Source organism: Streptomyces sp. NPDC052701 (genome assembly GCF_040678355.1).
In the GTDB taxonomy this organism is placed as follows: domain Bacteria; phylum Actinomycetota; class Actinomycetes; order Streptomycetales; family Streptomycetaceae; genus Streptomyces.
Map to the genome: position 1 here is coordinate 87,190 of NZ_JBFATO010000015.1, position 25,426 is coordinate 112,615.

The window sequence follows — 25,426 nt, forward strand, 5'->3', positions numbered from 1 at the left end:
GGAGGGCGGGCCCCGCGGCGTCGGGTGCGTGCTCCCGGCGTGCCGGGCGCCGGCCGTCGTACGGGATGCACTCGGGTCTGCGCCCGGTGCGGCCGGAGTGCGTGCGGGGCGTCGCGGGGCAGGCGGGAGTTCGACGACAGGCCCTAACCCAGCCGGGCGGCCAGGCCCCCCGTGCACCGCACCTCGTCGCCCGCCGTGACGAGCAGGGCTTCCACGTCGGGCAGGGACTCCAGCCAGGCCAGGCCCGCCCGGGAGCCCATGGCGAAGGCCGCCGTGGCCCAGCAGTCGGCCCACGTCAGCCGAGGGGCCACCACGGTGACCGCCACCAGGTCCGTCACCGCGGCCCGGCCGGTACGGGGGTCGACGATGTGGGCACCGCGCTCCGCCGTGCCGGACGTGGCCACGGCCAGTTCGTCCGCCCCGGCGGCGGAGACGACGGCGGCGAGACCGCCCGGGCGCAGCGGGTCCGAGACCCCGACCCGCCACGGGCGCCGCGCGCCCGGAGCGCCGAGCAGCTGGACGTCGCCGCCGCCGTTGACGCTGACGCCGGTCGCGCCCGCCGCCGCGAGGTGCCGCGCGGCCCGTTCGACGGCCCAGCCCTTGACGATCCCCGTCGGATCGAGACGGCCCCGGTACGTCGTGCTGAACCAGCCCTCGCTCGTCCGCTCCGCCTCGGCCGCCAGTTCCAGCACCTCGGCGACCTCGGGATCGCACTCCCCGACGGTCAGTTCGCCGCGCGCCAGCCGGGAGACCTGGCTGGCGTCGCGGTAGGTGCTGAACACCTCGTCCACCCGGTGCAGCCCGGCGACCACCTCGTCCAGCGCGGCCCGCACCGCGCCGGGTTCCCCGCCGCGGACGTCGAGGGAGAAGACGGTCCCCATCGCCTCCTCCACGTGACGCACCGCGGCGGGAGCCTCGGCCGATCCGGCCACCGCGTCAGCCACCGGCCCGGTCCAGCGCCGACTGCAGCGACTGCTGGTACCCGGCGCTGGTGTAGGTCGCCCCGGAGACCGCGTCGATGTCCGCGCTCTGCGCGGCGACCGCCGCCCGGTTGAGCCGCGGCACCGCGCTCTGGGTGATCTGGCCGCTGCGTCCGCCGCTCGGCGCCTGGACGGCCTCCACTGCGGTGATCTTCCCGCCGCTGACGGTGACACGGACCTGCACCGGCCCGTACTGGGTCCGGACGGCGTCACCGGTGACGGTCCGCGCCTGCGCGCTCCCCGGTCCCTGCGAGGAGCCCGGCGCCTGCGAGGACCCCGGCGCCTGCGAGGACCCCGGACCGGCGCCGGCGGCTTCGACCTTGTCCAGCGCCGACTGCAGCGACTGCTTGTACCCGGCGCTGGTGTAGGTCGCCCCGGAGACCGCGTCGATGTCCGCGCCCTGCGCGGCGACCGCCGCCCGGTTGAGGCGCGGCACCGCGCTCTGGGTGATCTGGTCGCTGCGTCCCCCTCGGGGCGCCTGCACGGCCTCCGCCCGGGTGATCTTCCCGCCGCTGACGGTGAGGCGCACCTGCACCGCGCCGTACTGGGTCTGGGCGGCGTCACCGGTGGCCGTGCCGTTCCCGGCGGCCTGGGCGCCGCCCTGCGGGGACTGTGCCGCCGCGGGCGGGGCCTGGCCGCCCACCGCCTGGGCGGCGCCCGGGTCGGAGGCCGGCTTCAGCGACAGCATCAGCACGATCCCGGAGACGGTGGCCGCGGTGGCGAGCACGGCGCGCCGGACGGGGTGACTCTTCCTCATTGCTTCTCAGACTCCTGATGTCCCGTGGGAATCCCGTCGCTCACATCTCGAACGACTCGTGATGGATACGGCGGGCGGGCACACCCGCCCCGCGCAGCGCCTCGTAGACCGACTGCGCGAACCCGGGCGGGCCGCACATGAACACGTCGTGGCGGTCGATGTCCGGGATCTTGCGCTGCAGCGACTCCGCCGAGATGTCCGGGCGTTCCCCGTCGGGGCTGTTGACCGCGTACATCAGCCGCGCCCCGCGCTCGTCGGCGATCTTGGCGAGTTCGTCCCACAGGGCCAGCTCCTGGGTGCTGTTGGCCCGGTAGAGCAGGGTGATGTCACCGGAGGCGCCGGGCAGCGTCTCGAACAGCGCCCGCATCGGGGTGATCCCGACGCCGCCCGCGACCAGCAGCACCTTGCCCCGGCTGCGGCGCTGCGCGGTCAGCGCGCCGTACGGGCCCTCCGCCCACACGCGGGTGCCGGGCTCCAGTTCGCGCAGCCGGGAGCTGTGGTCGCCGATCGCCTTCACGGTGATCCGCAGCAGGCCCGGGCGGGGCGCCGCCGACAGCGAGTACGGGTGGGAGCTGAACCGCATGCCGGGCGCCAGGAACCGCCAGCGGAAGAACTGCCCGGCCTCCGCGCCGATCCGGTGCAGCTTGCGCCCGCCGATCAGCACCGACACGATCCCCGGCGTCTCCTCGACGACCGCCTCGACCCGCATCCGGTGCCGCAGGTTCAGCCGGATCGGGGTGAGGATCCGGTACCAGACCACCAGCGCGGTGACCGCCCCGTACAGCCCGTACCAGAAGGTCTTCGCGGTGGGCTGGACGGCGAACTCGTTGCCGGTGGTGATCTGGTGCCAGAACGTCAGGAACACCGCCGCGTAGGTGAGCAGGTGCACGTGGTACCAGGCGTCGTACGGGATCCGGCGGCGGACCCCGCCGATCGAGAGGAACCCGATCAGGAACAGCAGGCCGGTGCCGGCGGCGGCCTTGCCCATGTCCGGCAGCTGGTTCACCGAGTCGACGGTCTGCTGGACGATCCCGCTCAGCGACCTGCCCGCCTGGAGCGCGTAGCCCCACATGGTGAGGAAGACGTGGGCGATGACCAGGCAGAGCGTGTAGCGGCCGCTCATCGCGTGCCAGCGCGCGACCCGGTCGGACCCCACCCGGCGCTCCAGTGCGGGCACACGGGCCATCTGCAGCACCACGAGCGCCATCAGGTACCCGGCGAGCAGGCCGGTGATCCGGCCCGCGGCCAGGATCCTGCCGGCGTCGTCCGCGATGGACGGCGTGTTGTCCCACCACAGCCACAGCACGCCCGCCGCACCCGCCCCTACGGCGATCAGCAGCGGGACGGCCGGGGAGCGGCGCGGACGGATGCGGCGCATCGTCTGGCGGCGGGCGGCACGGCCGCCTGCGAGCGTGGTGGTCACGGTTCCTCCGTCGGGACTTGACCCTTGGCCCACAGATACGTGCCGGGACGCGCCGGCGTTCAGCGGCTCGGTACTTCGTGATCGCGGCCGTCCCGCCCGTCGTCCCGACGGCGGGACGGGGCTCCTCGAAAGGGGCGGCCCGTGCGGGGAGCCGCCGCATCGCCTCCCTCGGCACCGGCGCGCGGCCCGCTGTCGCCCCGCACCCGTCGGCGCGCGGGAGCGGGGACGCGCGGACGGGGGCGGCGGGGCGCGGGCCTCAGACCGCGGACGGCGGCAGCGGCAGCGGCAGCCCGGGAAGTCCGTCCAGGCTGGTGGCGACGTGCTCCTTCTTGGCGAAGTACTCGCCGAGCGAGGCGTCGTCCTCGCGGGCGAAACGCTTGCCGTGCAGGTCGCGATCGCCCTCGTAGGCCATGAAGGGCACCGCGTAGCCGCAGGTGCCGCGGACGAGTTCGGCCGTCACGACGACGATCGCGCGCAGGCCGTGCGGAGCCGGGTCGATGCCCGGGAAGCGGCCGAGCAGGTCCTTGAAGCGCGGGTCGTCGCGGAAGACCGGCTCGCCGCGGCCGTGCACGCGGACGATGTTCGGCGGGCCCTGGAAGGCACACCACATGAGCGTGATCCGGCCGTTCTCGCGCAGGTGCGCGATGGTCTCGGCGTTGGAGCCGGCGAAGTCGAGATAGGCCACGGTGTGCTCGTCCAGTACCGCGAAGGAGCCCTTGAGGCCCTTGGGCGAGAGGTTGACCGTGCCGTCGGCGGACAGGGGAGCGGTGGCGGCGAAGAAGACCGGCTGCGCCTCGATGAAGGTGCGCAGCCGGCCCTCTATGCGCTCATAAGTCTTTCCCATGTCTAACGATTATGAACGCTGATGTTTTGCCTGTCTAAGGAATTGCGGCATCCGGTCGCGTCCGCGGACCGCCGGGCCGAGCCGCCCCTGTCCTGTCCTTCCCGTCCTGTCCGCGCCCGCCCCGGCCGGCGCTTGCACGGGGCGGACGCGGCGCCCGTCACGCCACCTGACGGGCGTGCGGGCGGCCGGGGGTCCAGGCCCGGGGCCTGGCGGTGGCGGCGCGGTCGACAGGGGGCCGGGCGCTTGCCCCCGAGGGGCCGAGGGCGGCGTTCCGGGCGAAGCCGGGCCGGGGGTCGTGTGTTCCGTGACGCGGCGCCTGCGTCCGGCAAGAGGTACGGGAGGGCGATTCCCCGTGTTCAATCGCCCCCGAACCGGGCTCGGCGCGGCCGGACAGGCACCTCCGGCGGGTCCGGATTGACGAATCATGCGTACTCCTGCATACTCATGCATGTCAGCGAATGCACTGTGAGGAGAAACCCGTGACCGAGCGCGTCGTACTCGCCTACTCGGGCGGTCTGGACACCTCCGTCGCCATCGGCTGGATCGCCGAGGAGACGGGCGCCGAGGTCATCGCCGTTGCGGTCGACGTCGGCCAGGGCGGCGAGGACCTGGACGTCATCCGCAAGCGCGCGCTCGCCTGCGGTGCCGTCGAGGCCGAGGTCGCGGACGCCAAGGACGAGTTCGCCGAGGAGTACTGCCTCCCGGCGGTCAAGGCCAACGCCCTCTACATGGACCGCTATCCGCTGGTCTCCGCCCTGTCCCGGCCGGTGATCGTCAAGCACCTCGTCGCCGCCGCCAAGAAGCACGGCGCCACCACCGTCGCCCACGGCTGCACCGGCAAGGGCAACGACCAGGTCCGCTTCGAGGCCGGCATCGTCGCCCTCGCCCCCGACCTCAAGTGCATCGCCCCGGTCCGCGACTACGCCATGACCCGCGACAAGGCCATCGCCTTCTGCGAGGAGAAGGGCCTGCCGATCGCGACCACCAAGAAGTCGCCGTACTCGATCGACCAGAACGTCTTCGGCCGCGCCATCGAGACCGGCTTCCTGGAGGACATCTGGAACGCCCCGATCGAGGACATCTACGAGTACACCCAGAACCCGGCCGTCGCCCGCGAGGCCGACGAGGTGGTCATCACCTTCAAGGAGGGCGTCCCGGTCGCCATCGACGGCAGGCCCGTCACCGTCCTGCAGGCCATCCAGCAGCTCAACGAGCGCGCGGGCGCCCAGGGCGTCGGCCGGATCGACATGGTCGAGGACCGGCTCGTGGGCATCAAGTCCCGCGAGGTGTACGAGGCTCCGGGCGCGATCGCCCTGATCACCGCCCACCAGGAGCTGGAGAACGTCACCGTCGAGCGCGAACTCGCCCGCTACAAGCGGGGCGTGGAGCAGCGCTGGAGCGAGCTGGTCTACGACGGCCTGTGGTTCTCCCCGCTCAAGCGCGCCCTGGACGGCTTCGTCGACGAGGCCAACCAGCACGTCTCCGGCGACATCCGGATGACCCTGCACGGCGGCCGCGCGGTCGTCACCGGCCGCCGGTCGCAGGAGTCGCTGTACGACTTCAACCTCGCGACCTACGACACCGGCGACACCTTCGACCAGTCCGCCGCCAAGGGCTTCATCGACATCTACAGCCTGTCGTCGAAGATCGCGGCCAAGCGCGACCTCGCGTGACGGCCCCCGGCACCTCACCCGCATCAGCCTGACACCCGCCTCCTCACTTGCGCTTTAGTGGGGAGGCGGCGGCACATCCGTATCTCTTCTAGGAGCGACCCGAGTGAGCAGCAACAGCGGTGACGTACGGCTGTGGGGCGGCCGTTTCGCCGACGGTCCCGCCGAGGCCCTGGCCAAGCTGTCCGCGTCCGTCCACTTCGACTGGCGGCTCGCGCCGTACGACATCGCCGGTTCACGTGCGCACGCGCGCGTACTGCACAAGGCCGGTCTGCTCACCGACGACGAGCTGGGCCGGATGATCGAAGGGCTCGACCGGCTCGAAGCGGACGTGGCCTCGGGCGACTTCGTGGGCACCGTCGCCGACGAGGACGTCCACACGGCCCTGGAGCGCGGCCTGCTGGAGCGCCTCGGCCCCGACCTCGGCGGAAAGCTGCGCGCGGGCCGGTCCCGCAACGACCAGGTCGCCACCCTGTTCCGGATGTACCTGCGCGACCACGCCCGGATCATCGGCGGGCTGATCGCCGACCTGCAGGACGCGCTGATCGGCCTGGCCGAGGCCCACCCGGACGTCGCCATGCCCGGCCGCACCCACCTCCAGCACGCCCAGCCGGTGCTCTTCGCCCACCACGTCCTCGCCCACGTCCAGGCGCTGTCCCGGGACGCCGAGCGACTGCGCCAGTGGGACGAGCGCACGGCCGTCTCGCCGTACGGATCGGGCGCGCTGGCCGGTTCCTCCCTCGGCCTGGACCCGGAGGCGGTCGCCGAGGAGCTGGGCTTCGAGCGCGGCAGCGCCGGCAACTCCATCGACGGCACGGCCTCCCGCGACTTCGTCGCCGAGTTCGCCTTCGTCACCGCGATGATCGGCGTGAACCTCTCCCGGATCGCCGAGGAGGTCATCATCTGGAACACGAAGGAGTTCTCCTTCGTGACCCTGCACGACGCCTTCTCCACCGGGTCGTCGATCATGCCGCAGAAGAAGAACCCGGACATCGCCGAGCTGGCGCGCGGCAAGTCCGGCCGTCTGATCGGCAACCTGACCGGGCTGATGGCCACCCTCAAGGCCCTGCCGCTCGCCTACAACCGCGACCTGCAGGAGGACAAGGAGCCGGTCTTTGACTCCATCGACCAGCTGGAGGTCCTGCTGCCGGCCTTCACCGGCATGATGGCCACCCTCACCGTGCACCGCGAGCGCATGGAGGAGCTGGCCCCGGCCGGGTTCTCCCTCGCCACCGACATCGCCGAGTGGCTGGTCAGGCAGGGCGTGCCGTTCCGCGTCGCGCACGAGGTCGCCGGCGAGTGCGTCAAGGTCGCCGAGGCCGAGGGCAAGGAGCTGGACGAGCTGACCGACGAGCAGTTCGCGAAGATCTCCCCCCACCTCACCCCCGAGGTGCGCGGCGTCCTCGACGTCCCGGGCTCCCTCGCCTCCCGCAGCGGCCGGGGCGGTACGGCGCCCGACGCCGTCGCCGTCCAGCTCGCCGAGGTCAAGGCGGACGTGGCGGCCCAGCACGCGTGGGCGAACGCCGGGAAGTGACCCGCCGGGTGCCGCGGGGCATCGCGGGTTACGTTGGTCCGGCAGCCGCACGGAGCCGACCGAACGGAGCCCGCGATGCCCTTCGCACGACTGGCCTCGGCCACGACCCCCACGTGCCACATCGGCCTGGGGCTCGCCGCCGTCGGCCGGCCCGGCTACATCAACCTCGGCCGCGACCGGGACCTGCCGGCCGACCGCAGCGTGGACGCGCTGCGCGCCCGCACCCACGAACTCCTCGACGCCGCCTACGCCCAGGGCGTGCGGTACGTCGACGTGGCCCGCTCCTACGGGCGCTCGGAGGAGTTCCTCGCCGACTGGCTGAAGGCCCGGCCCGACGCCCACGACGTCGTCGTCGGCAGCAAGTGGGGCTACACCTACACCGCCGGATGGTCCACCGACGCCGAGCGGCACGAGGTCAAGGACCATGCTCTCGCCACCTACGAGCGGCAGCGCGCCGAGACCGACGCGCTGCTCGGCGACCGGCTCGACCTCTACCAGATCCACTCGGTGACCCCGGACAGTCCGGCCCTGACCGACCGGGAGCTGCACGCCAGGCTGGCCGAGGCCGCCGCGCAGGGCCTCACCGTCGGCTTCTCCACCAGCGGTCCCGCCCAGGCCGACGCCATCCGCGCCGCCCTCGCCGTCACGGTCGGCGGCGAACCCCTCTTCCGCACCGTCCAGTCCACGTACAACGTCCTGGAGACCTCCGCCGGACCCGCGCTCGCCGAGGCGCACGACGCCGGGCTCACCGTGATCGTCAAGGAGGGCATGGCCAACGGGCGGCTCGCCGGGCCGCACGCGCCGCAGGAGCTGAAGGCGGTCGCCGAGGAGACCGGGCTGGGCTGCGACGCGGTTGCCCTCGCCGTCGTCCTGCGGCAGCCCTGGGCCGGCGTCGTCCTGTCCGGTGCGGCGACCACCGGCCAGCTCGCCTCCAACCTGCACGCCGCTGCCGTCGACCTCGACGACGACCGGTCGGCCCGGCTCGCCGCGCTGGCCGAGGAACCGCGCCTCTACTGGGAGCGGCGCGGGCGGCTGCCCTGGCACTGAGATCCCCGCGCGACCGCCGACCGTGAGTCACGCATGCCCAGCATGAGACGTCAACGTCTCATTTGGCTTAAGGTTGTCTCATGGCTGTCGATCGTGACCACGTGCTGCGCACCGCCGCGGCCCTGCTGACCCGCAAATCCACCGCGACCATGGACGAGGTCGCCAGGGCCGCCGGGATCAGCCGGGCGACCCTGCACCGCCACTTCGCCGGGCGCGACGCGCTCGTACGGGCGCTGGAAGCCCTCGGCATCGCCGAGTGCGAGGCCGCCCTGGACGCGGCCCGGCTGGACGAGGGGTCCGCGAGCGACGCCGTGCACCGCCTGGTGCGGGCGATCGAGCCCGCCGCCGGCCTGCTCGCCTTCCTGTACACCGAGAACCAGCTGTTCGAGGGCGAGGAGGTCGACGCGGGCTGGAACCGGATCGACGAGCGGGTCGCCGCCCTGTTCCGGCGCGGCCAGTTGAGCGGCGAGTTCCGCATCGACCTCACCCCGGCCTGGCTCACCGAGGCGCTGTACGGCCTGCTGGCCTCCGGCGCCTGGGCGGTGGCGGAGGGCCGCGTGGCCTCCAAGGACTTCACCCACATGATCGTCGAGCTGTTGCTCGGCGGTGCCCGACGAAGGAAGGAATCATGACCAGCACCCTGCAGCCGGACACCACCGGGGCGGTGAGGCGCCCGGGCCGCTGGCTCGCGCTGTCCGTCCTCGTGCTCGCCGTGCTGCTGGTGGCCGTCGACGCGACCGTCCTCGGCCTCGCGACCCCGTACATCAGTGAGGACCTCGAGCCCTCCGGCACGCAGCTGCTGTGGATCGGCGACGTCTACTCGTTCGTCATCGCCGGCCTGCTGGTCTCCATGGGCAGCCTCGGCGACCGGATCGGCCGCAAGCGCGTCCTGCTCGTCGGCGCCACGGCGTTCGGCGCGGTGTCCGTCCTGAACGCCTACGCCACCACCCCCGAGCTGCTGATCGCGGCGCGGGGCCTGCTCGGTGTCGCCGGCGCGACCCTGATGCCCGCCACCCTCGCCCTGATCCGCAACCTCTTCCACGACCCGCGCGAACGCAGCCTCGCCATCGGCGTCTGGGGCGCCACCGCCTCGGCCGGCACGGCCGTCGGCCCCATCGTCGGCGGCTTCCTGCTCGAACACTTCTGGTGGGGCTCGGTCTTCCTGATCAACCTGCCCGTGATGGCCGTCCTGGTGCTCGTCGGCGTCAGGCTGCTGCCCGAGTCCCGCAACCCCCACCCCGGCCCCTGGGACCCGAGCAGCGTCCTGCTGTCGCTGACCGGCGTGATCGGTGCCGTGTACGCCGTCAAGGAGACCGCGGCGCACGGGTTCGCGTGGACCACGCTCGCCGCCGGTGTCCTGGGCGCGGCCGCGCTGTACGGCTTCGTACGCCGCCAGCTCACCCTGCCCGCCCCGCTGCTGGACGTGCGGCTGTTCCGCAACCGCGGCTTCGGCGGCGCGGTGCTGGCCGACCTGCTGACCGTCCTCGGACTGTCCGGGCTGGTGTTCTTCCTCTCGCAGTACCTGCAACTGGTCCAGGGGCGGGGCCCGCTCGAGGCCGGGCTCGCCGAACTGCCCGCCGCCGTCGGCGCGGTGGCGGCCGGTCTGGTCGCGGGCCGGGCGGCCCGGCGGTTCTCGGTGCGGGCGGTGGTCTCCGGCGGACTCGCCGCCGTCGGCCTCGCGCTCGCGGCCCTGACCGTCGTCGACCGGTCCACGGGCTATCCGCTGCTCGGCGCGTCCCTGCTGGTCGTCGGCGTCGGAGCCGGGTTCTCGTTCACCGTGACCGCCGACGTCATCCTCTCCGGCGCGCCCCGCGACCAGGCGGGCGCCGCGTCCGCCGTGTCCGAGACGGCCTACGAACTCGGCGCGGCCCTCGGCATCGCCCTGCTCGGCTCCGTCGTGACCGGCGTCTACCGCGACTTCACCGGCCCGGCGGGCACCCCGGCCGCGGCGCACGAGTCGCTGGGCGGCGCCGTCGAGGCGGCCGCGCACCTGCCCGCGCACACCTCCCGGGCGCTGCTGGACGCGGCCCGGCAGTCCTTCGTCGACGGGCTGACGCTGGCGGCGGGCGTCGGCGCGGCGGTGCTGCTGGCCACGGCGGTGGCGGCCTGGTTCCTGCTGCGCGGACAGCGGCTGGAGGACCGGGCCGGGCACCCCTGACCTGCGATCCCGCCAGGCTTCAAGTCCGCCTGAGCCTGCGGCCGACGGTCCTGGCCGCGCACCCGGCGCCGCCACCGCCGAGGACACCGGCGCCGTCACCGCCGAGGACACCGGCGGGGAGGACCGGCGCACCGCGGCCCGCGACGCGGCCTGGGCCTGCACCGCCGGCTCGCCCCGGGCCCGGCCGCCACCGGCGACCACGACGCGCCGCGCCGGGCAGGTCCGGTCCGGCTGTCCTCCCGGGCGGGGAAGGGGCCGACGCCCGTGCTGCGGTTCCCCGCGCCCGGCGGCGGACACGCCGACGGCGGGCCGCCCGAGGACGGCCCGCCGTGTGAGGGAGCCGGACTACGCGGCTTCCTTGGCCTTGCTCGCGTACATGTCGACGTACTCCTGCCCGGACAGCCGCATCACCTCGGTCATCACCGAGTCGGTGACGGCGCGCAGGACGTAGCGGTCGCGGTCCATGCCGTCGTAGCGGGAGAACTCCATCGCCTCGCCGAAGCGGACCGTGACCCGGCCGGGCCGGGGCAGGCCCGCGCCGCCCGGCTGGATCTTGTCGGTGCCGATCATGGCGAACGGGACGACCGGCGCGCCGGTCATCAGGGTCAGCCGGGCGATGCCGGTACGGCCGCGGTAGAGGCGGCCGTCGGGGGAGCGGGTGCCCTCCGGGTAGATGCCGAAGACCTTGCCCTCCTCCAGGACCCGGCGGCCGGTCATCAGCGCCGCGACCCCGCCCCGGCCGCCGTCGCGGTCGACCGGGATCATGCCGACGCCGGTGAAGAACCACGCCATCAGCCGGCCCTTGAGGCCCTTGCCGGTGACGTACTCGTCCTTGCCGATGAAGAAGACCTGACGGTCGCAGACCAGCGGCAGGATCATCGAGTCGATGAACGTCAGGTGATTGCCGGCCAGGATGACCGGACCGTCGGCCGGGATGTGCTCCACGCCTTCCACCCGGGGGCGGAACATCAGGCGCATGATCGGGCCGAGCACTGCCTTGATGAGCGCGAAGCGGGACAACGGGCCCTCCGGTGTCAAGGGGATCTCGATGGATGCCGTATGAGTCTGTGCAGGTGAGGACATTACTCGCGGCCCGGGGGATCCCGCACGTCGGGCGGGCCGGATTCACCGAGGTCTTACGTGCCGTTGACGCACGTTCACCTGCGGTGGCGCGTCGGCGACGGCGCGTTACACGGCCGCCACGATGTGACGGACATCGCCCGGGACACACCGGACGCGTTCCCCGGACGGCCCCGTCGAATCGAGCGGAATCGACGGATTGTCACCCCTCCCTCCCCGTACGCCCGGTGCGACATCCGGCGTCACCCGCGTGTTCCGCCGCACGTCTCCCACCCGTCATGGACGCGCCCCTACGATCGGCCCGCACCGACGGCGCGCGGCCGGCCGGGCGCGCCCGTCACGTCACCGGGGGCCCGTCCCGCGAGCCGCGCGAAGAGGACCGAGCCGACGCAGGAGGACGCCCATGGGGACGCAGGAGTCGAACGAGCAGGCACGCGGGACCGGACGACGGGCACTGCTCGGCGCGGCCGTGCTCGGCACGGGCGGGGCGGCCCTCGGGCTGACCGGCACGGCGTCGGCCGCCGGCACCCGGCGCGGCGGCGGTCTGAAGAGCCTGCCCGTGCCGACGGTCGTCGCGCACCGCGGGGCCAGCGGCTACCGGCCGGAGCACACCTTCGGCTCCTACCAGCTGGCCCTCGACATGGGCGCGGACATCGTCGAGGCCGGCGACCTGGTCGCCACCAAGGACGGCCACCTGGTCTGCCGGCACGAGCCGGAGATCGGCGGCACCACCGACGTCGCCGACCACCCCGAGTTCGCCGACCGCAGGAGGACCAAGCTCCTCGACGGCGTCTCCACCACCGGCTGGTTCACCGAGGACTTCACGCTCGCCGAGCTCAAGACGCTCCGGGCGGTCGAGCGCATCCCCGCCAACCGCCCCCGCAACACCCTCTACGACGGCCGCTGGGACATCCCCACCTTCGAGGAGGTCCTGAAGTGGCAGGACGAGCAGACCCGCAGGCGCGGCAGGCAGGTCTGGATCTACCCCGAGCTCAAGCACCCGACCTACTTCCGCAAGCAGGGCCTGGACCTGGAGCAGCGGGTCGCCAAGCTGCTGCGCAAGTACCGCAAGGACAGGTGGAACTCGCCGGTCGTCCTGCAGTCCTTCGAACCGACCGCCGTCCAGCGCCTGAACGAACTGGTCGACAACCCGCTCGTCGTGCTGCTGTCCGGCGCGGACACCCGCCCCTGGGACTTCGTCGAGACCGGCGACCCGCGCACGGTCGCCGACCTGATCACCCCGAAGGGCCTGAGGGAGATCGCCTCCTACGCCCAGGGCATCGGCCCCACCCTCGACCTGGTCATCCCGAGGGACGCGGCCGGCAACCTCACCCGCCCCACCACCCTCGTCGCCGACGCCCACCGGGTGGGCCTGGTCCTGCACCCCTACACCCTGCGCAACGAAAACCCCTTCCTGCCCGCGGACTTCCGCGAGGGCACCGCCGCCGACGCCTACGGTGACGTCTTCGGCGCCTACCGGGCCTACTTCGCGACCGGCATCGACGGCATCTTCACCGACCACCCGGACACCGGTCTGCTGGCCCGCGAGGACTTCGTCAACGGCTGAGCCCTCCGTCCCCGGTCGGGGTGAGCTTCGGCCGCCCGGGCAACCCGTGCCCGGGCGGCCGCGTCGCTGTGCACATGACGCACGACCTGGTCGCCGCCCTGCGCCCCCTGCTCACCGCCGAGGCCTCCGCCGAGGCGTACGCCTCGGGCGTGGAGGCGGGCGACCTGGAACAGGCGGTCTGGCTCCGCCTCCTGGAGCGCCTGGATACCCAGGACCCGCCGGCCGACCCGCAGGGCTGGCTGCGCCGGGCCGTCCGCTCCGAGGCGCGCCGCACCCGCCGTACGGCCCGTCTCGAACGGCCCTGCTCCGCCGAGCCCGCGGACGACGGCGGCCCCGACCCCGAACGGCTCGCCCTCGCCGCCGCCGGCCACCGCGCCCTGCGCGACGCGGTCCGGCGCCTGCCCGGCCGCTGCCCCCGCCTGATGGAGGTGCTGTTCTCCCCGCAAGACCTGACATATCGGGAAATCGCAAGGGAGTTGGGTATCTCACAGGGCAGTCTCGGTCCGGAACGTTCCAGATGTCTGGGATGTCTGCGCCGGTTGCTCACACCGGAGGTTGCGGCCCGCTGAGGACGGGGATAGGAGTGGGGGACGACAGGCGATCAGGTGAGCGGGAGGCATGCGCACATGGGCATGAGCGTGACCATCTCTGCGGCGACCGGGCAGGACGCGGAGCAGATCTTCAGGCTGCAGTACCTGTGCTTCCAGAGCGAGGCGGCGCTGTACGGCAACTACCGCATCGACCCGCTCGTGCAGACCCTCGACAGCGTCCGCGAGGAGGTCGCCCGGGACTGCGTCTTCGTGGCACGCCTCGGCGACGAGGTCGTCGGTTCGGTGCGCGGCCGGATCACCGAGGACGGCGCCGCCTCCATCGGCAAGCTCTGCGTCCACCCCCGCCTCCAGGGCCACGGCATCGGCGCGCGGTTGCTGCGCGCGGCCGAGGAGGCCCTGGCCGAGGAGCGCGGCGCCACCAGGTTCCGCCTCCACACCGGCCGGCGCAGCGAGGGCAACCTGCGGCTGTACCGCCGGGTGGGCTACGAGGCGGTGGGCACCTCCCAGGGCGCCGACGGCATCCCGATGATCGTCCTGGAGAAGCCGGCGGAGGCCTACGCGGCCACGGCCTGAGGCCCCGGCGTTCCACTGCGCGGTCCACGGCCCGAGGCGCCCCGGCGTTCCGCTACGCGGGGCGCGCCCTGCGGAGCCAGTACAGGGCCGACACGGGCAGCAGCACCGGGATGAAGAGGTAGCCCATCCCGTAGTCGGACCACACGGTCGCGTCGGGGAACGCCGACGGCTCGAGCACGGTCCACGTCCCGACGACCAGCACGCCCACGAGCTCGGCGGCGCAGCACACCAGCGCCGCCCTGCGGGCGGTCTCGCCGCCGCGCACCAGCGAGTAGGTGATGAAGCCGTACACCAGCCCGGCCACCGCCGAGAGCGAATAGGCGAGCGGGGCGCGGCCGAAGTCGGTGGCGATCTGGTAGGCCGACCGCGACACCGCCCCCACGACCATCACGCCGTACAGCCAGACCAGCAGCATGCCGGGCCCGCCGACGAGCCGCCCGCCCGCCTGCTTCTCCTGCGCGCCCGCCACCTCAGCCTCCCCAGATGTCATGGAGCCGCACCTCGAGCACGGCCAGCACGACACCGCCGGCGGCGACCGTCACCGAGCCCCACCGGGTGCGCTCCGCCAGCGACATGAAACCCGCCGCCGGGACGCACGCGAACGCCCCCAGCAGGTACGCCACGAAGATCGTCGTGCCCTGCTCCGGCTTCTCGCCCCGCGCCAGGTGCACGATCCCGACCACCAGCTGGACCAGCGCCAGCAGCGTGACCACGGCCATCCCGATGAAGTGCCAGTCCTTCGTCGGCTGGTCGCGACGGGCGGCCCAGCCGCACCAGGCGGCGAGGAGCAGCGCGGCGACGCCGGTCGCCAGCGTCAGGGCATCAAGCATGGCAGCGACCTTATTACGGCCGAAAAGACCCGATGCGGCCGACCCCGGCCGGGCGCGGTGCGGCGGCCCCGTAGGGTCGAGGGCATGAGGATCCACGCACATGCCCTGCTCTTCGACAACGACGGAACCCTCGTCTCCTCCCTCGCCTCCGTGGACCGCTGCTGGGCGCGGTGGGCCGGCGAGTACGGGATCACGGCCGAGGAGTTCGCGCGGGTCGAGCTGCACGGGCGGCCGGCCGCCGAGATAGCCGCCGACCTGCTGCCCGCCGACGTCGTGCCGCGGGCCGTCGCGCGGATCGAGGACCTGGAGGTGGAGGACGTGCCCAACGGGGGCGTGCACCTGCTGCCCGGGACCCGGGCCCTCCTCGACGCCCTGCCCGCCGACCGCTGGGCCGTGGTCACCTCCGCCACCCGCCGGCTGGCCGAGGCACGCCTCGACGCCGTCGGCATCCTGCCCAAGACGCTCGTCGCCGCCGACGACGTCACCCGCGGCAAGCCGGACCCCGAGCCCTACCTGCTGGCCGCCCGCACGCTCGGCGTCGACCCGGCCCGCTGCGTGGTCTTCGAGGACGCCCCGGCGGGCCTGGCGGCCGGCCGCGCCGCCGGCATGACCACCGTGGCGTTGGCCACAACCCACCGGGCCGACGAGCTCGACGCCGACCTGGTGGTGACCGACCTGTCGGCCTTGTCGGTCCTGGTCACCGACGGGGGAGTCGAGATCTCCGTGCGGGCCTGACCCAGGTCCGCCGGCTGTCCACCGCTGTCCACCATGCGGACAGCGGTGGCCGGCCGGGAGCGAACCTCTGCTTTACTGATCGCATGACCACGACGAGCCACCGCACCCCTGCGACCGAGGCGACCCTGACGCCCGGTGCTCGTTGTATGTGTCCCATGTGCCGAATGTGCGCCTTCTAGAGGGCCCCTGCACCGCCTGAGCCTCGCGCCCCGAAGCGAGAGCCCGCTCACGTCCGCCCGCGTGCCCCGCACGCGCGGCTGAGCCCGCCGCCCCGCGCGCACGTTCTCCACGGTTCCACCGCGCCCGCGAGAACCGTGCCGCGTCCCGGCTGCCTTCGACCCTGAATGCCCCGTGCCCGGCGCCCACGACGTGCCGCGCACTCGACAGTGACGGAAACCACGTGATCACCACATCGGGCCTCACCAAGGTCTACCGCTCACGCGGCCGCGAGGTCACCGCCCTGGACGGCGTCGACCTGCACGTCCGCGAAGGCGAGGTGTACGGCGTCATCGGCCAGTCCGGTGCCGGCAAGTCCTCGCTCATCCGCTGCGTCAACCTGCTGGAGCGCCCCACCTCCGGCACCGTGACCGTCGACGGGCGGGACCTCACCGCCCTGGCCGGCCGCGGACCGCGCGCGGGCCGGGAACTGCGGCAGGCGCGCAGCCGGATCGGCATGGTCTTCCAGCACTTCAACCTGCTGTCCTCCCGGACCGTGCAGGACAACGTCGAACTGCCGCTGGAGATCCTCGGCAAGTCGGGGAAGGAACGCTCCCGCAAGGCGCTGGAGCTGCTCGACCTGGTGGGCCTGGCCGACAAGGCCAGGGCCTACCCCGCCCAGCTCTCCGGCGGCCAGAAGCAGCGCGTCGGCATCGCCCGCGCCCTCGCCGGCGACCCCAAGGTGCTGCTGTCCGACGAGGCCACCAGCGCCCTCGACCCGGAGACCACCCGCTCCATCCTGCAGCTGCTGCGCGACCTGAACCGGCAGCTCGGACTCACCGTCCTGCTCATCACGCACGAGATGGACGTCGTGAAGTCGGTCTGCGACTCGGCCGCCCTCATGGAGCGGGGCCGCATCGTCGAGTCCGGCACGGTCGGCGAACTCCTCGCGACCCCCGGCTCCGAGCTGGCGGCGGCGCTCTTCCCGGTCGGCGGCGAGGCCTCCGCCGCGGACCGCACCGTCGTCGACATCACCTTCCAGGGCGAGAGCGCCACCCAGCCGGTCGTCTCCCGGCTCGCCCGCACCTACAACATCGACATCTCGATCCTCGGCGCCGCCATCGACACCGTCGGCGGCCTCCAGGTCGGCCGGATGCGCATCGAACTGCCCGGCCGCTACGAGGACAACGTCGTCCCCATCGGCTTCCTGCGCGAACAGGGCCTGCACATCGACGTCGTGAACCGGGACCAGCCCCTGCTGGTGAAGGAAGGTGCCAAGTGACCTGGTCCGAGATGCAGCCCCTGCTGGAACAGGCGTGTCGGGAGACGCTGGTCATGGTCGGCTGGTCGACCCTGATCGCCGTCCTCGGCGGCCTCCCCCTGGGCATCCTGCTCGTCCTCACCGACAGGGGCGGCCTGCTGCAGAACACCGTGGTGAACAAGGTCATCGGGCAGGTGGTGAACATCGGCCGCTCGATGCCGTTCATCATCCTCATGGTCGCGCTGATGAACTTCACCCGCTGGGTGACCGGCACCACCATCGGCAGCGAGGCCGCGATCGTGCCCCTCGCCATCGGCGGCATCCCCTTCTTCGCGCGCCTGGTCGAGACGGCCGTCCGCGAAGTGGACCACGGGCTCGTCGAGGCCGTGCAGGCCATGGGCGGCAACACCTGGACGATCGTCCGCAAGGTCCTCGTCCCCGAGGCGCTGCCGTCGCTCATCGCCAGCACCACGACCACGGTCATCGCGCTCATCGGCTACTCCGCCATGGCCGGCACCGTCGGCGGCGGCGGACTCGGCGACCTCGCCGTCCGCTACGGCTACCAGCGCTTCGAGACCGGCCTGATGTGGATCACGGTCGCCGTCCTCGCCGTCGTCATCTCGCTCATCCAGTTCGCCGGCGACTACGCGGCCCGCGCCCTGCACCGCCGCGGCGGCCGCTCGGGCCCCGCGCCGAAGCTGCGCCTGCTGAAGGCCAAGGAGCCGGCCGCGGCCGACGTGAGCAAGGTCGCCTGACCCCCACCGAGACTCCCCGTACACCCAGGACGGGGTCGCACCACCCATAAGGAAAGGCACTTTTCGTGCGTAACACCGCCAAGATCACCACCGCCGTCCTCGCCGCCGGAGCCCTCACCCTCGGGCTCACCGCCTGCGGCGCCGACGACAAGGACTCCGCCTCCTCCGACACCTCCGGTCCGCTGGTCGTCGCCGCGAGCCCGGTCCCGCACGCCGAGATCCTGACCTACGTCAAGGAGAACCTCGCGAAGAAGGCCGGCCTCGACCTGGAGGTCAAGGAGTTCACCGACTACGTCACGCCGAACACGGCGACGGAGGACGGCTCGGTGGGCGCCAACTACTTCCAGAACCAGCCGTACCTCGACGACTTCAACAAGAAGAACGGCACCCACATCGTGCCCGTCGTCACGGTCCACCTGGAGCCGCTCGGCCTGTACTCCCACAAGGTCAAGAAGGCCGACGACCTCAAGAGCGGTGCGACCATCGCCGTCCCGAACGACACCGTCAACGAGGCCCGCGCCCTCAAGCTGCTGGCCGCCAACGGGATCATCACCCTCAAGGACGGCGTCGGCAACGAGGCGACCCCCTCCGACATCACCGAGAACCCCAGGAAGCTCAAGTTCAAGGAGCTGGAGGCGGCCCAGACCCCGCGCTCCCTCGACGACGTGGACGCCGCCGTCATCAACGGCAACTACGCCATCGAGTCCGACCTCAAGCCCGCCGAGGACGCCCTGGTCCTGGAGTCCGCGAAGGACAACCCGTACGGCAACTTCCTCGCGGTCAAGGAGGGCAACGAGGACGACCCGCGCGTGAAGAAGCTCGCGAAGCTCCTCACCTCGCCCGAGGTCGAGAAGTTCATCCAGGACAAGTACGCCGGCTCCGTGATCGCCTCCTTCTGAGCGCCCGCACGGCACGCCACCGCCCACGGGGTCCGCTCCCTCACCGGGAGCGGACCCCGTGGTGCGGTTCAGTGCTTTCATGCTGCATGCTGGGCAGTTCAGCAGGCCCTGACGGTGTACGAAGGTATTCCAAGGTTTACGGAGTGGCGCATGACTGGCACCTTCCCCAACGTCTCCATCAGCACGGAGCGGTTGGTCCTGCGCCCCTTCGACGAGTCGGACACCGAGGCGTTCACCGAGATGATGAACGACGAACTCGTCACCGCCTGGACCTCCGTGCCGCACCCCTACACCGAGACCGACGCCCGCGCCTGGATCACCGAACTCGCCCCCGCCGAACGCACCGAGGGCCGCGGCATCGTCTTCGCGGTCGCCGAGTTCCTCACCCAGCGCCTGGTCGGCGTGGTGCACCTGCGGAACACCGACTGGCGGGTCCGCGCGACCGAGATCTCCTACGTGGTCGCGCCCTGGGCCCGCGGTGAGGGCTACGCCTGCGAGGCGGCCCTCGCGACCGCCCAGTGGCTCTTCCACGACCAGAAGTTCGAACGGCTGGAACTGCGCACCGCCGCCGACAACACCGCCTCCCAGCAGGTGGCCCAGAAGATCGGCTGCATCAGCGAGGGCGTGCTGCGGGGCGCCTGGATAGCGCGGGCCAAAACCGACGGCGGCGAATGGACCGACATCCGCACCGACCTGATCGTCTGGAGCCTGCTGCCGGAGGACCTGGAGGGCGTCGGCGAGCAGCTGAACGGCGGTTTCACGTCGTTCGGCGACTGGAACTGACGGGAACCGCTCCCACGGGCGACGGACCGCCGTCCGTCCCGCCGCCTCCACCAGGTACCCTCACGGAGCCCGCCCGCGGACTCCCTCCCCCCGACCCGCAGGGACGGCCTGCCGGCAGGACCGCGTCCGGACCTGCCGCCCGGACCTGCCGGGACCACCCGCTCCGAACCGACCTGCGAACCCTGGAGACTGACGACGATGGCCGACCGGGTCACGGTGATCGGCTGGGACGGTTCGCCGCTGACCGCAGCCGCACGTGCCGCTCTGGGCGCCGCCACGCTGGTGGCCGGCGCCGCCCACCACCTGGCGCTGCCCGAGGTGCCCCCGGCCGCCGAGCGCATCCGCCTCGGCAGCGTCGCCCTCGCCGCCCGCCGCATCGCCGCCCACCGCGGCACCGCGGTCGTGCTCGCCGACGGCGACCCCGGCTTCTTCGGCGTCGTACGCACCCTGCGCGCACCGGAGTTCGGTCTGGAGGTCGAGGTCGTCCCCGCCGTCTCCTCCGTCGCCGCCGCCTTCGCCCGGGCCGGCATGCCCTGGGACGACGCCCAGGTGGTCGTCGCGCACCCCCGCACCCTGCGGCGCGCGGTGAACGTGTGCCGGGCCCACCCCAAGGTCGCGGTCCTCACCTCGCCCGGCGCCGGCCCCGCCGAACTCGGCCTGCTCCTGGAGGGCGTGCACCGCACCTTCGTCATCTGCGAGGAACTCGGCACCGAGCGCGAACAGGTCTCCGTCGTCACCTCCGACAAGGCCGCCGACCACACCTGGCGCGACCCCAACGTCGTCATCGTCATCGGCGGCCCGGCCGGCGCGGGGGAGCCGGGCGACTGGATCGCCGGACGCGACCCGGCCGCCGGACCCCGCGGCTGGTCGCTGCCGGCCGAGGCGTACGGCGGCGACCTCGGCGAGGCCGAGACCGGCCTGCTGCGCACCTGCCAGCTCGCCCGGCTCGGGCCGCGCCCGGGCGACCTGGTGTGGGACATCGGCTGCGGCAGCGGCGCGTTCGCCACCGAGGCCGCGCGCCTGGGCGCCGCCGTCATCGCCGTCGACCACGACCCGGACGCCTGCGCCCGCACCGAGTCCACCGCCCGTCGCTTCGGCGTCCAGCTCCAGGTCGTGCGCGGCACCGCCCCGCACGTACTGGAGAACCTCCCCGAACCGGACGTCGTCCGCGTCGGCGGCGGGGGAGCGGCCGTGGTCTCCGCGGTCGCCGACCGCCGGGCGCAGCGCATCGTCACCCACGCCGCCACCCGCGACGCCGCCGAACTCGTCGGCCGCGACCTGAGCGAACACGGCTACCACGTCGAGTGCACCCTCCTGCAGTCCCTCGAACTCGACACCAGGGCCTGGACGGAGAAAGAACGGAGCGTCGCGTTCCTGCTCAGCGGGGTGCTGCCCGAGCGCAGCCCTTGATCCTTCGAGCCGTCCCCGTGATCCGCTTGTCGTACCGCGCGCGGTAGGCTGGCCGATCGCTGCACCCCACGCGGGCACCCGGCGGTTCGTCGGCCGATGTCCGGAAAACCCGTCCGTTTCGGGGTGGGTGTGGTACGGCAGAAGCGGAGGACGCGCAACGTGGCGCAGTCCACAGCGGAAGCGTCGCGGATCAAGGTGCCGCGACGCCGGTACGGCCGCGACAATGCCAGTGAATGGCTTTGTCGCCTTTTCGGGGCGGGCCGTTCGTGCCGCTGAGGACGCAAGCTCGTTCTTCACTGCGGGGCGGTCGGTGCGCCGTTCCGGGTGAGCTGTTCGTAGGAGCACTAACCGATGGGCGAGGGGTACGCATGACCGACACCGGCCAGGTCCCGGGCGAGGGGCTGCCGGAGAACGCAGGCATGGTGGAGCAGCCGGGCGTCCCCGCACCCGGCGCGTACACCTACCTCTCCGAATCCCCCGCCGAGGACGAAGACCTGCTGCTGCCGGGCCACCAGGGGGCCTGGGGCACCGAGGTCGCCCCGCCCGCGCCCGAGCCGGTCGTCGAGGCCGTGCACGAGCCGGGCCCGCACGAGCTCTCCGGCCGCGACAGCGGCTCGGTCGACCTCGGCGGCGTCCGCCTGCCCGACCCCGCGCCGGCCCCGGTCCCGCCGCGCCGTCCGCTGCACCTCGGTCCGCCCATCCCCGACACCTCCGCCAGCCCGGTCCGCTCCCTCGCCGACCGCGGCCCCGCGGACGCGCCGGTACGGCAGCCGGGGCCGCCGGCGGCCGGCCCCGAGTACCTCGACGCCCCGGGGACGCGGCCGGCGCCCGCGCAGGTGCCCCCGCAGGGGGCGGCGCCCTGGGGCGCGCAGGCCGCGGCACAGGCGCCGGTGAGCGCCGGGGCGGCGCCTGCGGAAACGGTTGTTCCGGCGGCGGAGCCGGCGGGCGCGGCGCAGGCGCTGGTGGCGCGCGTGGCCACGGGAGCGGGCGCGGCGACGGAGCCGGGCGCCGCCCAGGCCGGGCAGCCGGCGGAGGCCGGCCACGCCGTGCCGCACGCGCCGGCCGCCCAGCCGGCGGACGGCGCGCACCCCGCGCAGCCGCCGCACGGCACGCAGGCCACCGGCCTGCCCGCCGGACAGGCGTACGACCCCCAGGCCGGGCAGGCGCCCGGCGCCGAGGTTCCCTACGCGGCGAACGCCGGGCAGGGAGCCGACGGTGTTCCCGCCGATGACGCCGGGCACGGCTTTGCGGAGGGCTCCCCGGAGGCGGCCGCGCCGGGCGCCGCGGACCTGCCGGCCGACGAGGCCGGACAGGAACTCGCGGACGTTTCCGGCCGGGCCCCGCACCCGGTCTCCGGGACGCCGGTCCCGGACGCCGGACAGGCCCCCGGGGCCGCCGAAGCGCCGGAGGCGGCCGCCGCCCCCGAGGACGCCCAGGCGTCCGACGGCGCGCCGGGTGCCGAACCGCCCTCGGCGGCCGAGGGCGGCGAGGTGCCCGGACCGGCCGGGCCCGCCCCCGTCGTCGACGGGCCGCAGGCCGCCGCCCAGGCTCCGGACGCGAGCGGCCCGGAAGACATCGCCCCTGAGGGCGTCGCTCCCGAGGGCGTCGCTCCCGGGGCGAGCGATCCCGGAGCCGCCGCCCAGGCTCCGGACGCGGCGGCTGCCGACGCCGTCCCGCACGTTCACGGGACGGTCGCCCCCGGGACGGCCGTCGACGAGCCGGCCCCCACCGAGCAGGTGATCCCCGAGGCGGCCGCCCCCGCGCCCGACCCGACGGCGGTGGCGACGGACCCCGAACCCACGACGCCCGAACCCACAACGCCCGAACCCACGGCGCCCGTGCCCGCACCCCAGCCGACGGCGGTCCCCCAGGCGGCCGAGGCAACCGAGGCAGCCCCCTTCACGGCTGCTGCTCCGGCTGCCGCGGACGCGGCCCGGGTCCCGCAGCCCGCCGAGGCCGCCCCGGCCCCCGCCGAGGCCGTCCCGGCCCCCGCCGAGGCCGCCCCGGCCCCCGCCGAGGCCGCCCCGGCTCCCACCGAGGCCGTCCCCGCCGCAGCGCCCGGACCGTCCCCCGCGCAGACGGGCCCCGAGCCGGCCGCGCAGGAGCAGGGCGAGCAGTCCGTCCCCGAGGTGCAGCCGCCGCACACCCCGGAGCCCGGCCGTGCCGCGCAGCCCGTGCAGGGCCCGCAGCAGGCCCACGCGCTCCAGCCCGCCCCGGACGTCCAGGCGTCCCTTCCCGTACAGCCGGCCCCCCTGGAGGCCGGGGCACCGGTCGCGGACGGGACCCCGGCCGCTCCCGTCCCGGACGGAGCGGCGACCGCCCCCGCCCGGTCCGCCGACGACGGCTTCCCGGCGACGGCGGACCGGCCGGAGCAGCCCGTCGGCCGGTTCGTCCCGGTCGAGGGCCCGGTACCGGCCGCCCCGCACCTCGCGCCGGCCCCGCCGCAGGCGGCGGCCCTCCCCGCGCAGGCCCGGCAGGCGCCGGAGCCCGCCGCCGGGGTTCCCGCGCCCCGCGGCGCGCAGACCGGGCCGGACCCCGAGCCCGTGCAGAACGCGGAGGACCTGGACACCCGGGCCGCCGACCAGGAAGACCCCGAACACCCCGAACACCCCGAACACCAGGGAGAGGAGAGCACGGCCGCAGTGGCAGAAGCACGGCAGTCCACCGGCCCGGCCGCGCCCCCCTACGACGACGCCGAGCGCGAGGCCGTCCTGAAGGTCATGCGCGAGCGCCGCGACATCCGCAACGGCTTCCGCAACGACCCGATCCCGCACGAGGTGCTGCTGCGCGTCCTGGAGGCGGCCCACACCGCGCCCTCCGTCGGCCACTCGCAGCCCTGGGACTTCGTCGTCATCCGCTCCGCCGACACCCGGCGCGCGATGCACGAACTGGCCGTGCGCCAGCGCGAGGCGTACGCGAAGTCCCTGCCCAAGGGCCGGGCGAAGCAGTTCAAGGAACTGAAGATCGAGGCCATCCTCGACACCCCGGTGAACATCGTCGTCACCGCCGACCCGACCCGCGGCGGCCGCCACACCCTCGGCCGCCACACCCAGCCCCAGATGGCGCCGTACTCCGCCGCCCTCGCCGTGGAGAACCTCTGGCTCGCCGCCCGCGCCGAGGGCCTGGGCGTCGGCTGGGTCAGCTTCTTCGACGAGCGCGAGATGGTCCGCGTCCTCGGCCTGCCCGAGCACCTGGAGGTCATCGCCTACCTGTGCGTCGGGTACGTCGACGAGTTCCCGGACGAGCCCGAGCTGATGCAGGCGGGCTGGTCCAAGCGCCGCCCGCTGTCCTGGGTCGTGCACGAGGAGACGTACGGCCGTCGCGCCCTGCCCGGAGAGGAACCCCACGACCTGCTCGCCGAGACCGTCGCACAGATCCGGCCGCTGGACGCCAAGGCGCTCGGCGAGGCCTGGGAGCGGCAGAAGCGCATGACGAAACCGGCCGGGGCGCTCGGCATGCTGGAGATCATCTCCGCGCAGCTGTCCGGCCTGTCCCGCCAGTGCCCGCCGCCCATCCCGGAGCCCGCCGCCGTCGCGATCTTCGCCGGCGACCACGGCGTGCACGCCCAGGGCGTCACCCCCTGGCCGCAGGAGGTCACCGGCCAGATGGTGGCCAACTTCCTCGGCGGGGGAGCGGTCTGCAACGCGTTCGCCACCCAGGTGGGTGCCGAGGTCTGCGTGGTCGACGTGGGCGTCGCCGCCGACCTCCCGGCCACCCCGGGCCTGCTGCCGCGCAAGATCCGCGCCGGCACGTCCGACATGACCGCCGGCCCGGCGATGACCCGCGAGGAGGCCAGGAAGGCCATCGAGATCGGCATCGAGACGGCCCGCGACCTGGTGGCGGCCGGCAACAGGGCGCTGCTCACCGGGGAGATGGGCATCGCCAACACCACCGCGTCGGCCGCTCTCATCTCGGTCTTCACCAGCGCCGATCCGGCCGAGGTGACGGGCCGGGGCACCGGCATCAACGACGAGACCCTCGCCCGCAAGACGGAGGTCGTCCGCCGCGCGATCGAGCTGCACCGGCCGGACCCGGCCGACCCCATCGGCGTCCTCGCCGCGGTGGGCGGCTTCGAGCACGCCGCCATGGTCGGCCTGCTCCTCGGCGGCGCCTCCCTGCGCACGCCGGTGATCCTGGACGGCGTCAGCGCCGGCGCCGCGGCCCTGGTGGCCCGCGCGATCGCCCCCGAGGTCCTGGCGGCCTGCATCGCGGGCCACCGCAGTGCCGAACCCGGCCATGTGGCCGCGCTGAACAAGCTCGGCCTGCGCCCGCTCGTCGACCTGGACCTGCGCCTGGGCGAGGGCACAGGCGCCCTGCTCGCCCTGCCGCTGGTGCAGAGCACGGCGAGGGCGATGCACGAGGTGGCGACGTTCGACTCGGCGGGCGTCACCGAGAAGTAGCGCCCGGCCGGGG

22 protein-coding genes are annotated in these 25,426 nt (G+C 73.8%); 15 read left to right on the forward strand and 7 right to left on the reverse strand.

What is annotated here, in order from left to right; all coding sequences use genetic code 11:
• Positions 1-143: 143 nt before the first annotated feature.
• The 4 genes from AB0L29_RS19055 to AB0L29_RS19070 all read right to left on the reverse strand — a co-directional run bounded on the left by AB0L29_RS19055 (position 144) and on the right by AB0L29_RS19070 (position 4,004).
• Positions 144-881 carry an FAD:protein FMN transferase gene (locus AB0L29_RS19055; protein WP_365828709.1) on the reverse strand — a complete coding sequence of 246 codons (738 nt, stop codon included), beginning with the start codon at positions 879-881 and terminating at the stop codon, positions 144-146.
• A 55-nt stretch (positions 882-936) separates the two neighbouring features.
• On the reverse strand, positions 937-1,737 hold the full coding sequence (locus AB0L29_RS19060; protein ID WP_365828546.1) for an FMN-binding protein: 801 nt from the start codon (positions 1,735-1,737) through the stop codon (positions 937-939).
• A 40-nt stretch (positions 1,738-1,777) separates the two neighbouring features.
• Positions 1,778-3,160, reverse strand: coding sequence for a ferredoxin reductase family protein (locus AB0L29_RS19065; RefSeq protein ID WP_365828548.1), 1,383 nt, complete (start codon positions 3,158-3,160; stop codon positions 1,778-1,780).
• A gap of 256 nt (positions 3,161-3,416) precedes the next feature.
• Positions 3,417-4,004 carry a pyridoxamine 5'-phosphate oxidase family protein gene (locus AB0L29_RS19070; protein ID WP_365828550.1) on the reverse strand — a complete coding sequence of 196 codons (588 nt, stop codon included), beginning with the start codon at positions 4,002-4,004 and terminating at the stop codon, positions 3,417-3,419.
• Positions 4,005-4,483: 479 nt separating this feature from the next.
• Between AB0L29_RS19070 and AB0L29_RS19075 the strand changes: the two genes are divergently transcribed.
• The 5 genes from AB0L29_RS19075 (at position 4,484) to AB0L29_RS19095 (ending at position 10,413) form a co-directional block, all read left to right on the forward strand.
• Positions 4,484-5,677 carry an argininosuccinate synthase gene (locus AB0L29_RS19075; protein ID WP_365828552.1) on the forward strand — a complete coding sequence of 398 codons (1,194 nt, stop codon included), beginning with the start codon at positions 4,484-4,486 and terminating at the stop codon, positions 5,675-5,677.
• Between the two features lie 103 nt (positions 5,678-5,780).
• On the forward strand, positions 5,781-7,208 hold the full coding sequence (gene argH / locus AB0L29_RS19080; protein ID WP_365828554.1) for an argininosuccinate lyase: 1,428 nt from the start codon (positions 5,781-5,783) through the stop codon (positions 7,206-7,208).
• 75 nt (positions 7,209-7,283) lie between these two features.
• Positions 7,284-8,255 (forward strand): aldo/keto reductase, encoded by a 972-nt coding sequence (locus AB0L29_RS19085; RefSeq protein WP_365828556.1) that lies wholly within the window; start codon positions 7,284-7,286, stop codon positions 8,253-8,255.
• An 80-nt stretch (positions 8,256-8,335) separates the two neighbouring features.
• On the forward strand, positions 8,336-8,887 hold the full coding sequence (locus AB0L29_RS19090) for a helix-turn-helix domain-containing protein (protein WP_365828559.1): 552 nt from the start codon (positions 8,336-8,338) through the stop codon (positions 8,885-8,887).
• Positions 8,884-10,413, forward strand: a complete 1,530-nt coding sequence (locus AB0L29_RS19095) for an MFS transporter (RefSeq protein ID WP_365828561.1) — start codon at positions 8,884-8,886, stop codon at positions 10,411-10,413. The genes AB0L29_RS19090 and AB0L29_RS19095 overlap by 4 nt, the downstream gene beginning before the upstream one ends.
• A gap of 345 nt (positions 10,414-10,758) precedes the next feature.
• On the opposite strand, the gene AB0L29_RS19100 is transcribed toward AB0L29_RS19095, so the two are convergent.
• The gene (locus tag AB0L29_RS19100; protein ID WP_365828563.1) at positions 10,759-11,433 is read right to left on the reverse strand and encodes a lysophospholipid acyltransferase family protein; all 675 of its coding nucleotides are present in this window, start codon (positions 11,431-11,433) and stop codon (positions 10,759-10,761) included.
• A 463-nt stretch (positions 11,434-11,896) separates the two neighbouring features.
• Between AB0L29_RS19100 and AB0L29_RS19105 the strand changes: the two genes are divergently transcribed.
• The 3 genes from AB0L29_RS19105 to AB0L29_RS19115 all read left to right on the forward strand — a co-directional run bounded on the left by AB0L29_RS19105 (position 11,897) and on the right by AB0L29_RS19115 (position 14,184).
• Positions 11,897-13,060 carry a glycerophosphodiester phosphodiesterase gene (locus AB0L29_RS19105; protein WP_365828565.1) on the forward strand — a complete coding sequence of 388 codons (1,164 nt, stop codon included), beginning with the start codon at positions 11,897-11,899 and terminating at the stop codon, positions 13,058-13,060.
• A gap of 74 nt (positions 13,061-13,134) precedes the next feature.
• On the forward strand, positions 13,135-13,629 hold the full coding sequence (locus AB0L29_RS19110) for a sigma-70 family RNA polymerase sigma factor (protein ID WP_365828567.1): 495 nt from the start codon (positions 13,135-13,137) through the stop codon (positions 13,627-13,629).
• Between the two features lie 57 nt (positions 13,630-13,686).
• Positions 13,687-14,184 carry a GNAT family N-acetyltransferase gene (locus AB0L29_RS19115; RefSeq protein ID WP_365828569.1) on the forward strand — a complete coding sequence of 166 codons (498 nt, stop codon included), beginning with the start codon at positions 13,687-13,689 and terminating at the stop codon, positions 14,182-14,184.
• 52 nt (positions 14,185-14,236) lie between these two features.
• Here AB0L29_RS19115 and AB0L29_RS19120 read toward each other — a convergent pair whose 3' ends face one another.
• The gene (locus AB0L29_RS19120; protein ID WP_365828571.1) at positions 14,237-14,674 is read right to left on the reverse strand and encodes a hypothetical protein; all 438 of its coding nucleotides are present in this window, start codon (positions 14,672-14,674) and stop codon (positions 14,237-14,239) included.
• On the reverse strand, positions 14,655-15,014 hold the full coding sequence (locus tag AB0L29_RS19125) for a hypothetical protein (protein ID WP_365828573.1): 360 nt from the start codon (positions 15,012-15,014) through the stop codon (positions 14,655-14,657). The genes AB0L29_RS19120 and AB0L29_RS19125 overlap by 20 nt, the downstream gene beginning before the upstream one ends.
• Positions 15,015-15,098: 84 nt before the next feature.
• Here AB0L29_RS19125 and AB0L29_RS19130 point away from each other — a divergent pair, with 84 nt between their 5' ends.
• The 7 genes from AB0L29_RS19130 (at position 15,099) to cobT (ending at position 25,413) form a co-directional block, all read left to right on the forward strand.
• A complete protein-coding gene (locus tag AB0L29_RS19130) occupies positions 15,099-15,749 on the forward strand; it encodes an HAD-IA family hydrolase (RefSeq protein WP_365828575.1) in 651 nt (216 codons plus the stop codon).
• Between the two features lie 400 nt (positions 15,750-16,149).
• Entirely contained in the window at positions 16,150-17,187 is a 1,038-nt protein-coding gene (locus AB0L29_RS19135; RefSeq protein WP_365828577.1) for an ATP-binding cassette domain-containing protein, read from the forward strand.
• On the forward strand, positions 17,184-17,921 hold the full coding sequence (locus AB0L29_RS19140; protein ID WP_365828579.1) for a methionine ABC transporter permease: 738 nt from the start codon (positions 17,184-17,186) through the stop codon (positions 17,919-17,921). The genes AB0L29_RS19135 and AB0L29_RS19140 overlap by 4 nt, the downstream gene beginning before the upstream one ends.
• A 65-nt stretch (positions 17,922-17,986) precedes the next feature.
• Positions 17,987-18,820: a MetQ/NlpA family ABC transporter substrate-binding protein gene (locus AB0L29_RS19145; RefSeq protein WP_365828581.1), complete on the forward strand. Its 834-nt coding sequence runs from the start codon at positions 17,987-17,989 to the stop codon at positions 18,818-18,820.
• 150 nt (positions 18,821-18,970) lie between these two features.
• Positions 18,971-19,603: a GNAT family N-acetyltransferase gene (locus AB0L29_RS19150; protein ID WP_365828582.1), complete on the forward strand. Its 633-nt coding sequence runs from the start codon at positions 18,971-18,973 to the stop codon at positions 19,601-19,603.
• 198 nt (positions 19,604-19,801) lie between these two features.
• Positions 19,802-21,013 (forward strand): precorrin-6y C5,15-methyltransferase (decarboxylating) subunit CbiE, encoded by a 1,212-nt coding sequence (gene cbiE, locus AB0L29_RS19155; protein ID WP_365828584.1) that lies wholly within the window; start codon positions 19,802-19,804, stop codon positions 21,011-21,013.
• A gap of 368 nt (positions 21,014-21,381) precedes the next feature.
• A complete protein-coding gene (cobT, locus tag AB0L29_RS19160; protein WP_365828586.1) occupies positions 21,382-25,413 on the forward strand; it encodes a nicotinate-nucleotide--dimethylbenzimidazole phosphoribosyltransferase in 4,032 nt (1,343 codons plus the stop codon).
• The last annotated feature ends 13 nt before the right edge of the window (positions 25,414-25,426 follow it).